This is a genomic window from Ligilactobacillus sp. MP3 (assembly GCF_024436335.1).
GTDB lineage: Bacteria > Bacillota > Bacilli > Lactobacillales > Lactobacillaceae > Ligilactobacillus > Ligilactobacillus salivarius.
Window position 1 is genome coordinate 24,859 of record NZ_JANFQI010000006.1, and the last position, 13,070, is coordinate 37,928.

The 13,070-nt window shown below is 31.4% G+C and carries 15 protein-coding genes; 9 read left to right on the plus strand and 6 right to left on the minus strand.

The features are described 5' to 3' along the window. Nucleotides 1-78 precede the first annotated feature (78 nt). From NOU10_RS05670 to NOU10_RS05685, 4 genes are all read left to right on the plus strand, one after another. Nucleotides 79-492, plus strand: a complete 414-nt coding sequence (locus NOU10_RS05670; protein WP_069469270.1) for an arsenate reductase ArsC — start codon at nt 79-81, stop codon at nt 490-492. A 258-nt stretch (nt 493-750) separates the two neighbouring features. Continuing rightward, nucleotides 751-1,944 (plus strand): 30S ribosomal protein S1, encoded by a 1,194-nt coding sequence (gene rpsA / locus NOU10_RS05675; protein ID WP_255906271.1) that lies wholly within the window; start codon nt 751-753, stop codon nt 1,942-1,944. Nucleotides 1,945-2,029: 85 nt separating this feature from the next. Next, complete coding sequence (der, locus tag NOU10_RS05680; RefSeq protein ID WP_160944439.1) at nt 2,030-3,340, plus strand: ribosome biogenesis GTPase Der; 1,311 nt, start codon at nt 2,030-2,032, stop codon at nt 3,338-3,340. A gap of 120 nt (nt 3,341-3,460) precedes the next feature. After that, nucleotides 3,461-3,736 carry an HU family DNA-binding protein gene (locus tag NOU10_RS05685; protein ID WP_003701976.1) on the plus strand — a complete coding sequence of 92 codons (276 nt, stop codon included), beginning with the start codon at nt 3,461-3,463 and terminating at the stop codon, nt 3,734-3,736. A 58-nt stretch (nt 3,737-3,794) separates the two neighbouring features. Here the strand turns inward: NOU10_RS05685 and NOU10_RS05690 are convergent, their stop codons facing one another. Continuing rightward, nucleotides 3,795-3,935 carry a hypothetical protein gene (locus tag NOU10_RS05690; protein ID WP_003700236.1) on the minus strand — a complete coding sequence of 47 codons (141 nt, stop codon included), beginning with the start codon at nt 3,933-3,935 and terminating at the stop codon, nt 3,795-3,797. Nucleotides 3,936-4,106: 171 nt separating this feature from the next. Between NOU10_RS05690 and NOU10_RS05695 the strand changes: the two genes are divergently transcribed. The 3 genes from NOU10_RS05695 (at nt 4,107) to NOU10_RS05705 (ending at nt 6,893) form a co-directional block, all read left to right on the plus strand. Beyond that, on the plus strand, nt 4,107-4,712 hold the full coding sequence (locus tag NOU10_RS05695) for a GNAT family N-acetyltransferase (protein ID WP_160996126.1): 606 nt from the start codon (nt 4,107-4,109) through the stop codon (nt 4,710-4,712). 92 nt (nt 4,713-4,804) lie between these two features. Further along, nucleotides 4,805-5,701, plus strand: coding sequence for an ABC transporter ATP-binding protein (locus NOU10_RS05700; protein ID WP_255906272.1), 897 nt, complete (start codon nt 4,805-4,807; stop codon nt 5,699-5,701). Continuing rightward, a complete protein-coding gene (locus NOU10_RS05705) occupies nt 5,685-6,893 on the plus strand; it encodes an ABC transporter permease (RefSeq protein WP_255906273.1) in 1,209 nt (402 codons plus the stop codon). The genes NOU10_RS05700 and NOU10_RS05705 overlap by 17 nt, the downstream gene beginning before the upstream one ends. A 39-nt stretch (nt 6,894-6,932) precedes the next feature. On the opposite strand, the gene NOU10_RS05710 is transcribed toward NOU10_RS05705, so the two are convergent. Further along, complete coding sequence (locus NOU10_RS05710; protein ID WP_255906274.1) at nt 6,933-7,832, minus strand: DMT family transporter; 900 nt, start codon at nt 7,830-7,832, stop codon at nt 6,933-6,935. 144 nt (nt 7,833-7,976) lie between these two features. Next, nucleotides 7,977-8,816 (minus strand): metallophosphoesterase, encoded by an 840-nt coding sequence (locus NOU10_RS05715; protein WP_255906275.1) that lies wholly within the window; start codon nt 8,814-8,816, stop codon nt 7,977-7,979. A gap of 122 nt (nt 8,817-8,938) precedes the next feature. Here NOU10_RS05715 and glyA point away from each other — a divergent pair, with 122 nt between their 5' ends. Both glyA and NOU10_RS05725 read left to right on the plus strand, forming a co-directional pair. Further along, the gene (gene glyA / locus NOU10_RS05720; RefSeq protein WP_069469277.1) at nt 8,939-10,192 is read left to right on the plus strand and encodes a serine hydroxymethyltransferase; all 1,254 of its coding nucleotides are present in this window, start codon (nt 8,939-8,941) and stop codon (nt 10,190-10,192) included. A gap of 58 nt (nt 10,193-10,250) precedes the next feature. After that, nucleotides 10,251-10,700 carry an ASCH domain-containing protein gene (locus tag NOU10_RS05725; protein WP_255906276.1) on the plus strand — a complete coding sequence of 150 codons (450 nt, stop codon included), beginning with the start codon at nt 10,251-10,253 and terminating at the stop codon, nt 10,698-10,700. 224 nt (nt 10,701-10,924) lie between these two features. Here the strand turns inward: NOU10_RS05725 and lepB are convergent, their stop codons facing one another. From lepB to NOU10_RS05740, 3 genes are all read right to left on the minus strand, one after another. Next, nucleotides 10,925-11,512 (minus strand): signal peptidase I, encoded by a 588-nt coding sequence (lepB, locus tag NOU10_RS05730; RefSeq protein WP_250200337.1) that lies wholly within the window; start codon nt 11,510-11,512, stop codon nt 10,925-10,927. 142 nt (nt 11,513-11,654) lie between these two features. Further along, on the minus strand, nt 11,655-12,527 hold the full coding sequence (locus tag NOU10_RS05735) for a DegV family protein (protein ID WP_003706288.1): 873 nt from the start codon (nt 12,525-12,527) through the stop codon (nt 11,655-11,657). A 98-nt stretch (nt 12,528-12,625) separates the two neighbouring features. Next, on the minus strand, nt 12,626-13,057 hold the full coding sequence (locus NOU10_RS05740) for a MarR family winged helix-turn-helix transcriptional regulator (RefSeq protein WP_003700220.1): 432 nt from the start codon (nt 13,055-13,057) through the stop codon (nt 12,626-12,628). Nucleotides 13,058-13,070 lie beyond the last annotated feature (13 nt).

Consider the following 13,070-nt stretch of genomic DNA (forward strand, 5'->3'; position numbering starts at 1 on the left):
AAAATCGGAGGACTTGAATAAACTATTTCAAGTTCTCTATTTTTTATTGTAAAATATTATTGAAAGGTGGTATTTACTATGAAGAAACCTAAAGTAGCATTTATATGTGTTCATAATTCTTGTCGTAGTCAAATAGCAGAAGCTTTAGGTAAATATCTCGCTGCAGATGTTTTTGAAAGTTTTTCTGCTGGAACTGAGACAGTACCTCAAATTAACCAGGATGCAGTTCGTTTAATAAAGGAAATATATCAAATTGATATGGAAGAAACACAGTCTTCCAAGTTATTATCTGAACTACCACAAGTAGATATAATAATTACAATGGGCTGCAATGTTAATTGTCCCGTAATACCATGCAAATACAGGGAAGATTGGGGACTAGATGATCCTACTGGTAAAGAGGATGCTGAATTTCTAAAAACAATCCACCTTATCCATGATAATATACTTAATTTATCAGAAAGAATTTCCAAAAATGAATTTTTTAGTTAAATAATAGCAGATTGTATATACTCAATGTGTGAATTTTTTACAAAGATATAACTGATATTAATTAATAATCTAATGTATCAATTTTGTTTTAAAATTATTAAATTTTATATTTTTCAAATTACAAGATAGTGATATAATAATAAGTAAAGATGTTTTGTGGTATCAAAACGTCACAAATCGTGTATTTTGACTGGAATTTACTATTAATTTAAGTTAAAATAACATGTATAGTTATAGTCGTTAAGGAGGACATTGTCCATGAGTGAAACAGAAGCAAACTTATTAGAAGAAGCTTTGAACAGCGTTAAAGAAGTTAAAGTTGGAGACGTTGTTAAAGGTGAAGTATTAACAATTGATGAATCTAACCAAGTTATCGTTGGTATCGAAAACACTGGTGTAGAAGGTGTTGTACCTGTACGTGAATTAAGCGTAAATGCTGATAAAGTTGCTGACACATACAGAGCTGGTGACATGTTAGATTTAGTTGTTATTGCTCGCATTGGGTCAGATAAAGAAGGTGGAAGCTACTTATTGTCTCAACGTCGTTTAGAAGCACGTAGAGTGTGGAACGAAATTGAAGATAAGTTCAAAGCTGGCGAAACTATCAAGGCTCCTGTTACACAAGTTGTAAAGGGTGGTTTAGTTGTTGATGCTGGTGTTCGTGGTTTTGTACCTGCATCAATGGTATCTGACCACTTTGTTGAAGATTTAAACCAATTCAAAGGTCAAGAACTTGAACTTAAGATTGTTGAAATCGAACCAAGTGATAATCGCTTAATCTTATCTCGTAAAGAATTAGTACAAGCTGAACGTGAAGCTAAGCGTCAAGCTGTTATGGAAAAACTTGTTGCTGGTGACGTAGTTGAAGGTAAGGTAGCTCGTTTAACAAACTTTGGTGCATTTATTGACCTTGGTGGTGTTGATGGTTTAGTTCACGTTTCTGAAATTTCTTACGAACGTGTAAACAAACCTGCTGATGCATTGAAAGTTGGACAAGAAGTTAAAGTTAAGGTTCTTTCTGTAGACGCAGAAAAAGGTAGAATTTCTCTATCTATCAAACAAACATTACCTGAACCATGGGAACAAGTTCCTGAACAAGTTGCTGAAGGTGACGTTCTTGAAGGTACAGTTAAGCGTCTTACAAGTTTCGGTGCATTTGTTGAAGTATTACCAGGTGTTGAAGGTTTAGTACACATTTCTCAAATCTCACACAAGCACATTGCTACACCTAACGAAGTATTAACTTCTGGCGAAAAAGTTCAAGTTAAAGTATTGAGCGTTGACGCAGCAGATCATCGTCTAGCTTTATCTATTAAAGCATTACAAGAAAAACCAGCAGTTGAAAAGAAAGAAGCAGCTCCTAAGAAGGAAGAAAAAGTAGAAATTCCTGAAGAAGATACAGGATTTACTTTGGGTGACATTGTTGGTGACCAATTAAAAGACGAACAATAATTTGTTAAAAATTAACTTTTAACTTAGAGAGTGGAATTACTTTCCGCTCTTTTTTAATGATTATAGAATATAGGAGGCGAATTAGATGGCAAATCCAGTAGTAGCAATTGTTGGTAGACCTAACGTTGGAAAATCAACAATTTTTAATCGATTAGCCGGGGAGAGAATTTCTATTGTTGAAGATACACCTGGTGTTACAAGAGATAGAATTTATGCTCGTACTGAATGGTTGGGACATCCTTTCAACTTAATTGATACAGGTGGTATCGATATTGGTGATGAACCATTTTTAACTCAAATTACTGAGCAAGCAGAAATCGCAATCGAAGAAGCTGATGTAATTATCTTTGTAGTTAGTGTTAAAGAAGGAGTTACAGATGCAGACGAAAAGGTTGCAAGGATTTTATATCGTACCGATAAACCAGTAGTTCTAGCCGTTAATAAGGTAGATAATCCTGAATTAAGAGCTGATATTTACGACTTTTACTCACTTGGTTTTGGTGAACCAATTCCAGTTGCTGGTACTCACGGTATTGGTACTGGTGATTTACTTGATAAAATTATTAAAGAATTTCCTAAAGATGCAACTAACGAAGAAGATGATTCCATTAAATTTAGTTTTATTGGACGTCCAAATGTTGGTAAATCTTCATTAGTTAATGCTATTTTAGGTGAAAATCGAGTTATTGTTTCAAACATTGAAGGTACAACTCGAGATGCAATTGACACTCGCTTTGAAACTGAAGATGGTACAAAGTATACTATGATTGATACAGCTGGTATTCGAAAGAAAGGTAAAGTTTACGAAAATACTGAAAAATATTCAGTTTTACGTGCTATGCGTGCTATTGATAGATCTGATGTGGTATGTGTGGTATTAAATGCTGAAGAAGGTATTCGTGAACAAGATAAACACGTAGCTGGATATGCTCATGAAGCTGGACGAGCAATTGTTATTGTTGTTAATAAATGGGATACTTTGAAAAAAGACAACAAAACAATGTCTGACTTTGAAAATCTTATTAGACAAGAATTTCAATACCTAAGTTATGCTCCAATTGTTTTTGTATCTGCCAAAACAAAGCAACGACTTGATAAACTTCCTGAGTTAATTAAGCGTGTAAATGATAATCATGAACAACGCATCTCATCTGCTATTCTAAATGATGTTGTAATGGATGCAATTGCACATAATCCAACACCAACAGATAATGGCAAGAGATTAAGAATTTACTATGCAACTCAGGTAGCAATTAAGCCACCTACATTTGTAATTTTCGTAAATGATCCAGAATTAATGCATTTTTCATATGAACGATTCTTGGAAAATCAAATTCGTGAAGCTTTTGACTTTGAAGGTACTCCGATTCATATTATTGAACGAAGAAGAAAATAATTATTATTATACAAATAATTCAAAAACATTGATATCATAGGCTTTCTATGCTATCCTAATAAAGGATACTAAATTACATTTTGTGATTTGAGTATGACATTCTCTGAGGAGGTGGAATACATGGCAAACAAAGCAGCATTGATTGAACGTGTTGCAGAAAAGACAGGTTTAACTAAGAAAGATGCAACAGTTGCTGTTGACGCAGTTTTTGAAACAATTCAAGACGCATTAGTTGACGGTGAAAAAGTACAATTAATCGGTTTTGGTAACTTCGAAGTACGTGAACGTGCAGCTCGTAAGGGTCGCAACCCACAAACAGGAGAAGAAATCGAAATTCCAGCAAGCAAAGTTCCTGCATTTAAGCCAGGTAAATCTTTGAAAGACGCTGTTAAATAAGATTAAATAAGAAACAGGTAATGATTTTTAACTCATTACCTGTTTTTTTATATAATATTTACTTTTTAGAATCATAATTATTATCCTTAATGCGCACAGTCACTTGACTTGGTTGATTTATACGAGTATTCCATACCAAAATTCCTAAAACGACACTAGTCATAAGTAATAATACAAAGCCTAATAAATTAAGTAGCATATTAATCATCCCTTTCTTGCTATAAATATAGCATACATAAAAATTGTAAACAAAGTATAGTCAAAATTAAAAGAATTCCTAAAGAAATTAAATAAAAGTATTTCTTATTCTTGAATTAAAAACGTTATCAATGTTAGAGTAATATTATTCAAGGGTAAGGAGAGATTTATAATGATAAAAATTCGTCCATTAAATGAGTCTGATGAAGGTGATATAGCCCAGATATTGAATAAGACTTGGAATTTTGATGGCGAGAATGATGAACTACTAGAAAGTAGAATGTATTTTCTAGAATGTATGACTAATGCAAGTTACGCTCGTGTTGCTACAGTTGATGGAAAGGTTGCTGGAGTTCTTATAGCAGCAAATTTACAAAAAGAACATCGCAATTGGAACGTAATTATGCGTAGTATCTGGCTAAAAATAAAGCAATTTTTTATTCCTCAAGAAGAAGTTGTGCAAAATTGGGAAGGTGAAGAGCAAATTTTACAAACACTGGAAGAAAAACTTCCCAAGAATTATGATGCTGAATTGAATTTATTTGTTGTCAGTCCAAAATTTCGTGGATATGGTATAGGTAGCAAGTTATATCGTCAGTTTGAAATATACTTGAAGAAACAACACTTAAAATCCTACTTTTTGCATACAGATACTGGTTGTGCATATAAATTTTATGAACATAAAGGATTAAAACGAAAAGCTATGAAGAAATCATCTTGTTTTTATGCAATAAAAGATCATAAGCCTGTAACTTTCTTCATCTATGGTAATGTATAATATGTTTAAAAAGTTTTCTTTGATTAGAAAACTTTTTTTATTTATTTACATCTATTTTTAGAGTAAAATTTAACTTAAGGAGGTATTAAAATATGCTTAAAATCACTAATCTTAACAAAAGTTTTGGTAGCAAAAATGTACTAAAAAACATTTCATTTTCTGCTCCTGCTGGTAAGATAACTGGATTTATTGGCAAAAATGGTTCAGGAAAAACGACAACCTTCCATTCTATTCTGAATTTTATAGATTACAGTGGTAATATTACTTTCAATAATAAACGTATTGATGAAAATAGTTATGCTAATATCGGATATTTACCGGAAGAACGCAGCCTAATGCCTAAATTAACAGTTTATTCTCAGGTTAAATATTTAGCAAATTTAAAGGGAATGTCTACTGCTAAAGTAAAATCTGAACTACCAAAATGGTTAGATAGACTTCAGGTAGTTGGTAAAATGAATGATAAAATTAAAAGTTTATCAAAAGGAAACCAACAAAAAATTCAGTTAATTACAACATTAATACATAAACCCGATCTAATTATTCTAGATGAACCATTTAGCGGATTGGATCCTATTAATACAGATTTATTAAAACAAGTTATCATTGCTGAACAAGAGCGTGGAGCAACGATTATTTTTTCTGATCATTCTATGAATAATGTTGAGGAACTTTGTGACAACGTAATTATGATAAATAATGGTCTTAAAGTTCTAGATGGATCGATTCAAGATGTTAGAGAAAGTTTTGGATTAACGAGAATTTTCGTACGAACTCCAATGACTGAAACAGAACTAGCAAATCTACCACATGTTATTTCCGTAAATCTAACCAAAAATGGAAGTTATCGTTTAGTAATTGATAATGAACAAGCAGGAAAAGAATTGTATTCTTTATTAACTAAAGGTGAATACATTAGAACTTTCAATCAAGAAGCACCTACTTTAGATGAAATTTTTAAAATGAAAGCAGGTGATACTATTGCATAAATTATTATTAGTAGCCAAAGAAACTTATCTTCGTCAAGTCAAATCATGGTCATTTTTATTTCTAGTATTATCTCCTTTCATTTTTATTGGTTTATCAGCGACCATTAGTTACTTTGGTTCAAAAATGACACCTGATGATCAAATTGCTATTGTTTCTACTGATAAAACGATACAGTCTCAATTAAAGCATCATGACACATTCACCTGGAAATACAAGTCAGTTGATGATGCTAAAAAAGCTATGAAGGATGATAAAATAGTTGGCTATGTTTATATTAAATCTGATAATCAAAAAATCTCTGCTAATTACTATGGAAATATCGAAATACCTTCTGCCGATGAAGCTAAAATTAGGCAGATTCTTCAAAGTAAACAAGCTACTTTAAACATTATTAATGCTAGACTTGATAAGCAGCAAGTTCAGCAACTAAGTATTCAGCCTCAATATAAGAAGTACATAGCAAAAAAAGCAGTTGATAAAAAGACTGTTCAATCTATTTCATATATGATACTAAGTTTCTTAATGTACATAGTCATCCTTACTTATGCAGCAACTACAGCTCAAGAGATTGCTGCTGAGAAGGGAACAAAAATTATGGAAGTTATTTTTTCAAGTATGTCAGCAACTAAATACTTCTATGGTAAAATTTTAGGTATTTTAGGAGTTATTTTAACTCATATAGGAATTTACTTACTTGGTGGAATAGCTATCTACCCATTTATTATCAATTTAGACATGGTATCTAAGTTCAAAGATATGATTGGAGATGTCTTATTAAATCTTGTTTCTGTCAATCTAATATATGTTGTTTTGGGAATTGTTATCTATACTACCTTAGCTGCATTCTTTGGTGCTTTAGTAGTTAGAGTTGAAGATACAAGTAAAGCAATTCAACCAATTACTATTCTAATCATTGTATCTTTCTTGAGTTCAATGGTATTTATTAATAATCCTTCAAGTATGATCGTAAGAGTATTATCTTATGTACCATTCCTATCATCATTCTTTATGCCAATTAGAGTAATTGATAATAGTGTATCTATTGTAGAAATCAGCATTTCTTTAGTAATTCTATTTGCTATAACAGCTCTAATGACTAGTTATATTAGTAAAATATATTTTGGATTGATTCTTCAAAGTGATGATGTAGGAATCTGGAAGAATTTTAAACGAGGATTGAAATTTAAATAGTAAAAAAAAGACATTTTCGATAAAAAGAAAATGTCTTTTTTACTGGATTTTTCCTTTTGGTTGCCAGTTTAATAAGATAACAGCCAAAATTATTAGAACTGAACCTATCATATCAGCTAAATAGAAATGCATATTAAAAACTAAAATAGAACTAATTGTGGCTGAAATAGGTTCAAAGGCATCTAACATACTTGCAGTTGTTGCCTTAACATAGCGTAAAGCACTAGTAAATAATTGAAATGGAATAATCGTTCCAATTACTAATACACATAATAATGGTACAATAGCTTGTGGTGCTAAAATGCTAGCACTAACGTGAGGATGGATAATAAATAATCCAACTCCTGCAATTAGTAATCCCCAGCCTGTGACGGCAGTTGGAGAAAATTCATGAATTAATGACTTGGGAATCAGAGTATTAGTGGCTACTCCAATCGCTGACAAAAGCCCCCAAAACAAAACTTGTGGAGTTATTGCTAAATGATTTATATTTCCATGTGTAGCAAGAATAAATACACCAATAAATGCAATAATTGTACAAATAACTTCAATTCTTCTAGGTGCTTGACGCTTTACAATTGTTAAGTAGAACAGTATAAAGAAAGGACCTATAAACTGAAGAATAGTAGCTATTGAAGCATCACCGTATTTTATAGCTTCAAAATAACAGTATTGAACTGGAATTAAACCTAATAGCCCAAACATGATAATTGTAAAGCTACTTTTTTTAGTTTTCCAAATTTCCATAGGCTTATCTTTATTTAACCAACTGAAAAATAATATCACTAAACCACTTATAATCATTCTTATTTGACTTACAAATATAGGTGTATTACTTCTATCCAGGTTAAAAATGAATTTAGCAAAAATTCCAGATACTCCCCAGAAAGTACAGGAAATAATAATCATTATCGTCCAAAATTTCTTTTTATTTTCCATGGATAAAAATTTCCTTCCTAAAAACATACTCACTTATTATACACGGAAAATACTTGAATAAACAGTTAAAATTCAATTAACTAAATATTATTTCAAATATAAATTAGTATCTCAAAATACTTTCGAGCTAGTTCATCATTTATTTTAGATATTAATAATATTCATGCGATACTTCCATTGATCCATAAAAGTATCTTTTTGCCATTCATGATATTTGCGTTTTTTCTTTCTTACACCAACAGCTTGGTTAAGATAAGTCGCACCCGCTATTCGGAAAGGTTCATGCCAACCATGTACATGTCCATAAAATACATATTTAATTTCAGGATAATCTTGAATTAACTCGCCTAAATGTTGACTACCTAAAAGAGCATTCACCATTTTAAAAATACGAATTTCTTTGTCATTCTTTAAAGTAGCAGGTTTTGACCATAAAGCTTTACTATTAGGTACAAAATGCGTTACAAATATCACTTTCTTTTTAGCTTGTTTGGCTAAATCAAATTGTTGTCTAGATTGCTGTAAAACTAATTGCTCACGCTCATTATCCGATATTGGTTGCTTTATACCAGCATCAATCCAATAAGTATTTTTCCAACGCTTAATCTCATCCTCAGTCAAAGTAGGGGAGAAACTATAATCATACCATCCATTGTTTCCAATGATACGCCAATCAGTATTAGGAATATCAATGTAAGTATTATGCAGATAAAAATCAGAGATATTATTATTTTCTAGTTCTGCAAAGGTTATGTTTTTCAGCATATCATGGTTGCCAGCAATAAAATAAGCTTTCCCAGTAATTAAGGTATTTAATTTTTCAAAATAGTCTTTTGTTTTTTGAAAATCATTAAACATATCTCCAGCAAAAAGATAATATTCCACATTCTGTTCATTTAAATAATTAGCTTGTAAGTACACAATTTCATTAGGATCTTGTCGATTTACATCTAAATGGTTATCACTAGAAATTGTAATTTTCATAATTCACATTCTCCTATTTGAATAATAGCTAGATTATAGGTGTAATTTAGATAAAAAGCAAATGATAATATATAATTTTTATGCTAAAATTAACTTATCAAGTTAAGAAGGGGGATTGCCGCATGGATTTTAAGAAATTAGACCCTGAATTATGGCAAGCCATTGCAAACGAAGAACAACGTCAACAAAACAACATAGAGTTAATTGCTTCTGAAAATATTGTTTCAAAGAACGTTTTAGACGCTCAAGGAAGTGTATTGACTAATAAATATGCTGAAGGCTATCCTGGACGCCGTTATTATGGCGGATGTCAATTTATTGATGTTGTAGAAAATTTAGCAATCGATCGTGCAAAACAACTTTTTGGTGCTAAATATGTCAATGTTCAACCTCATTCAGGTTCTCAAGCAAACGCTGCTGCTTATATGAGTTTGGTAGAGCCTGGCGATACCATCATGGGCATGGACTTAGCTGCTGGTGGTCATTTAACTCATGGTTCTCCAGTTAACTTTAGTGGAAAGACATATAATTTTGTTAGTTATGGTGTCGATAAAAAGACTGAAATGCTAGACTACGATGAAATTGCTAAATTAGCACGTGAACATCAACCTAAATTAATTGTTGCAGGAGCCAGTGCTTATTCTCGAATTATTGATTTCTCTAAATTCAGAGAAATTGCTGATGAAGTAGGGGCAAAATTAATGGTTGATATGGCTCATATTGCCGGTTTAGTTGCGGTCGGTCTTCATCCAAATCCTGTTCCTTATGCTGATATTACAACAACTACTACACATAAGACACTCCGTGGTCCACGTGGAGGAATGATTTTAACTAATGATGAAAATTTAGCTAAAAAAATAAACAGCAATGTTTTCCCAGGAACTCAAGGAGGGCCATTAGAACACGTTATAGCTGGTAAAGCAGCTGCTTTTGGTGAAGCTTTAACACCTGAATTCAAAGAATATGGTGAACAAATTATCAGAAATACTCAAGAAATGGCACTATGCTTTGCTGATAATGAAAAAGCTCGCTTAGTATCTAATGGTTCAGATAATCATCTTTTACTATTAGATGTTAGAAACTTTGGTTTAAATGGTAAAGAAGCTGAAAAATTACTTGATCAAGTAAATATTACGGTTAATAAAAATTCAATTCCTTTCGAAACACTTAGTCCATTCAAAACAAGTGGTATTCGTATCGGTACACCAGCAATTACTAGTCGTGGCTTTAATGAGGAAGATTCATATCAAGTTGCTAAATTAATTCTTACAGTTCTTGAAAATAAAGATGATGAACAAGTTTTAGCTGATGTAAAACGCCAAGTTAAAGAATTAACAGATGCACATCCAATTTATGCTGAAGATTCAATTAGATAATTAATTAAAGAGATGTACGTTATTCCAATGTACATCTTTATTTATAAGGAGAAAAACAATGAATAGCAGTTTAATAGAAAAATTTTGGACAGATTTTTGTAATAATCATGGTATTAGCAGATCTAGTCATTATGAAGCATATAGCTTTGGTGATCCAGAATCAGCTGATTATATAGCTGATTTAGTCAAAAATGGCATAAAAACAGCAACATCTTCAGCACTAGAATTATATGAAGAAAATGAACGAATCCCACAAGTTGGCGATTATAATGTAATTCTTGATAGTCAAAATTTACCAATTTGCGTTACACAGACTAAAGTTGTTGAAATTGTACCATTTAATCAAATTATGGTTGAACATGCATATCATGAAGGCGAAGGAAATCGTTCATATGAATATTGGCATAATGCGCATGTGAAGTTTTTTAATGCAGAATTTAAATCTGCTAACAAAGTTTTTACAGATTCTTCGCCAATTGTTTGTGAAGTTTTTGAACTCATAAAATAAATTATACTGTTAATTTTGCTTAATTGACGCTATTTTTAGCTAATTTCAACAAATACTTGAAATTAGCTAATTACATAATAATAGGGGGCTCCCTGTTATTTTTTTGTTTATCTAGTTTACATAATATACATTATCGAAAGTGTAATTAAAAGAAAAAAGTCCCCCGAAACCGCCCCGGATAAAAAAATAACGATTTTCTAGCTTGAAAATCGTTATCCATAAAATTAATCATTTTTATCATACGAATTTATCAAATCTTTTTTGTCATTCCAAAACGGAACTTTTGCAACACCATTAACTTTGTCTTTAGGAACAAATCCATAATAACGACTGTCATTTGAAACAGCTCGATTATCACCTAAAACAAAATATGAATTTTTAGGAACTGTAATTATTTTTCCTGTACCCAATGCTACACCTTGTTTTTCAACGGCAGCTTCTTGAATATTTAATGTACCTTGTTTTTGCTGTTTCTTAGATATGTAGCTTTGAGATTCTTTTTTACCATTTACATATAATGTACCGTTATTCTTGTATTCTACCTTATCTCCAGGTAAAGCAATAACCCTTTTAACATAACGCGCGTTTTTAGCAACATCTGGACGTTTATCTACTCCATACGCGTCAAATACAATTACTGAATCTCGTTTTATTTTAGCATGGTGAATTTCCATAACTAATTCTTTATCTTGTAAATTAGGAAACATCGAGATACCGTCTACTCGAACAACCGTAAATACAAAAGTTTTTATTAGCAATCCAACTAATAAGCCGATTGCGATGGGAAGAACCCAACCTTTCAATATTTTCACTTCTAACTCACCTTTCTGTTTTAACGTTAGTCTGATACCTAGAGTATATCGTATTAATAAAAAAGTTCATATAACTTAAAACATAATTTAATCTTTTTATGATATATAAAAAAGCTAAAGCATCCGCTCTAGCTTTCGAATATTAAAAATCTAATTTTTCAATATCTTTCATCCAACCTAAAGCAAGCGCCTTTTCACCTAAATGAGTTCCGATAACTGGTCCAAAATAACTAACATCAATTGGATAATCCGGATATTTCTCTTGTAATTTAGCTTTCCATTCCATAGCCATTTCTTCGTTATTAGCATGAAAAACTATTAGTCTCAAAGGATAAGAACGATCTTTGATATTTTCTTCAAATAAGTCCTCTACACGCTTTAAAGCACGCTTAGTTGAGCGAACTTTATCAAAAGCTACAATTTTATCTGATTCATCATCAAAAGTTAAGATTGGTTTTATTTTTAAAACACTACCAATAAAAGCTGAAGCATTTGATAAACGTCCACCACGAACCAAGTTTTGTAAATCATCAACAACAAAATATTCTTTAATGGTACTTCGTAGTGATTCTAAAGTTGAAATAATTTCATCAACATCTTTTCCAGCTTGTGCCATCTTAGCAGCAGCAATAGCAAGATTTCCCATCAAACGAACTGTAATTTTCGAATCAAATGGTATTACATCAATATTCGTAACTTGCTCTCTGATATTTTCAATTGTTTGAACCAAGCCAGAAATTGTTCCGGCTAAATGAATACTAATTACAGCATCATAACCTTCATTTCCTAATGATGTATATAAATTAATAAGTTCTCCGATTGCAGGTTGAGATGTACTTGGAAATGATTCTGAAGTTTTTAACTTGCTGTAAAATTCTTCTGTGGTAATATCAATACCTTCATTATAAACCTTGTTATCTATAATAAATGGAATAGGAACAACTTTAATTCCATATTGTTCTGCCACTTCAGGTTCTAAATAAGCTGTACTATCAGTAACAACAGCGATTTTCATAAAGTGTACACCTACTTTTTTTATAATAACATTTATTATCATACCATAGATTATATCTACTTACTATCTAGGATAAGATAAATTTTAAAAATACCTAACTAATTAATTTGTTGTAAGCGTGTTGCTAATCTATTTAGTAAGATTTTTAGCAAGTTATCTTCTTCATCTGTCCAATGTTCAAAAATTTGTTGATTTAATTCTTCAAATTTTTGATTCATTTTATCTAAACTTGCTTGTCCTGCCTCATTTAGTGAATATGAGGATGCTGGACGAGAACGAATCTTTTCTTCTGTTCTTATTACTTCTTTTTTTATTAAACGCTTGGCATCAAGTCTAGATAATTGTCGACTCAATGTAGATACATCTAAATTAGTATTTTCAGCTAAAAGTTGTTGTGTATTGTAGCCTTCAACAATTAATCTTAATAATTGCCATTCAGCTACCGTTAAATTAACTTGTTTAGCTCTTTTTTGTAATAAAGCTTGATAACTTTTACTTACTATCAAAAGGTTCTCTTTTGTACTTTTCATAGTCCTAACCTCA

Bases quoted from the DNA above. Each gene is read 5' to 3' on its own strand.
- glyA (WP_069469277.1), top strand. From the start codon at position 8,939: ATGGATTTTAAGAAATTAGACCCTGAATTATGGCAAGCCATTGCAAAC.
- NOU10_RS05735 (WP_003706288.1), bottom strand. From the start codon at position 12,527: ATGAAAATCGCTGTTGTTACTGATAGTACAGCTTATTTAGAACCTGAA.
- NOU10_RS05700 (WP_255906272.1), top strand. From the start codon at position 4,805: ATGCTTAAAATCACTAATCTTAACAAAAGTTTTGGTAGCAAAAATGTA.
- NOU10_RS05725 (WP_255906276.1), top strand. From the start codon at position 10,251: ATGAATAGCAGTTTAATAGAAAAATTTTGGACAGATTTTTGTAATAAT.
- rpsA (WP_255906271.1), top strand. From the start codon at position 751: ATGAGTGAAACAGAAGCAAACTTATTAGAAGAAGCTTTGAACAGCGTT.
- der (WP_160944439.1), top strand. From the start codon at position 2,030: ATGGCAAATCCAGTAGTAGCAATTGTTGGTAGACCTAACGTTGGAAAA.
- NOU10_RS05685 (WP_003701976.1), top strand. From the start codon at position 3,461: ATGGCAAACAAAGCAGCATTGATTGAACGTGTTGCAGAAAAGACAGGT.
- NOU10_RS05740 (WP_003700220.1), bottom strand. From the start codon at position 13,057: ATGAAAAGTACAAAAGAGAACCTTTTGATAGTAAGTAAAAGTTATCAA.
- NOU10_RS05670 (WP_069469270.1), top strand. From the start codon at position 79: ATGAAGAAACCTAAAGTAGCATTTATATGTGTTCATAATTCTTGTCGT.
- NOU10_RS05695 (WP_160996126.1), top strand. From the start codon at position 4,107: ATGATAAAAATTCGTCCATTAAATGAGTCTGATGAAGGTGATATAGCC.
- NOU10_RS05710 (WP_255906274.1), bottom strand. From the start codon at position 7,832: ATGGAAAATAAAAAGAAATTTTGGACGATAATGATTATTATTTCCTGT.
- NOU10_RS05715 (WP_255906275.1), bottom strand. From the start codon at position 8,816: ATGAAAATTACAATTTCTAGTGATAACCATTTAGATGTAAATCGACAA.
- NOU10_RS05690 (WP_003700236.1), bottom strand. From the start codon at position 3,935: ATGCTACTTAATTTATTAGGCTTTGTATTATTACTTATGACTAGTGTC.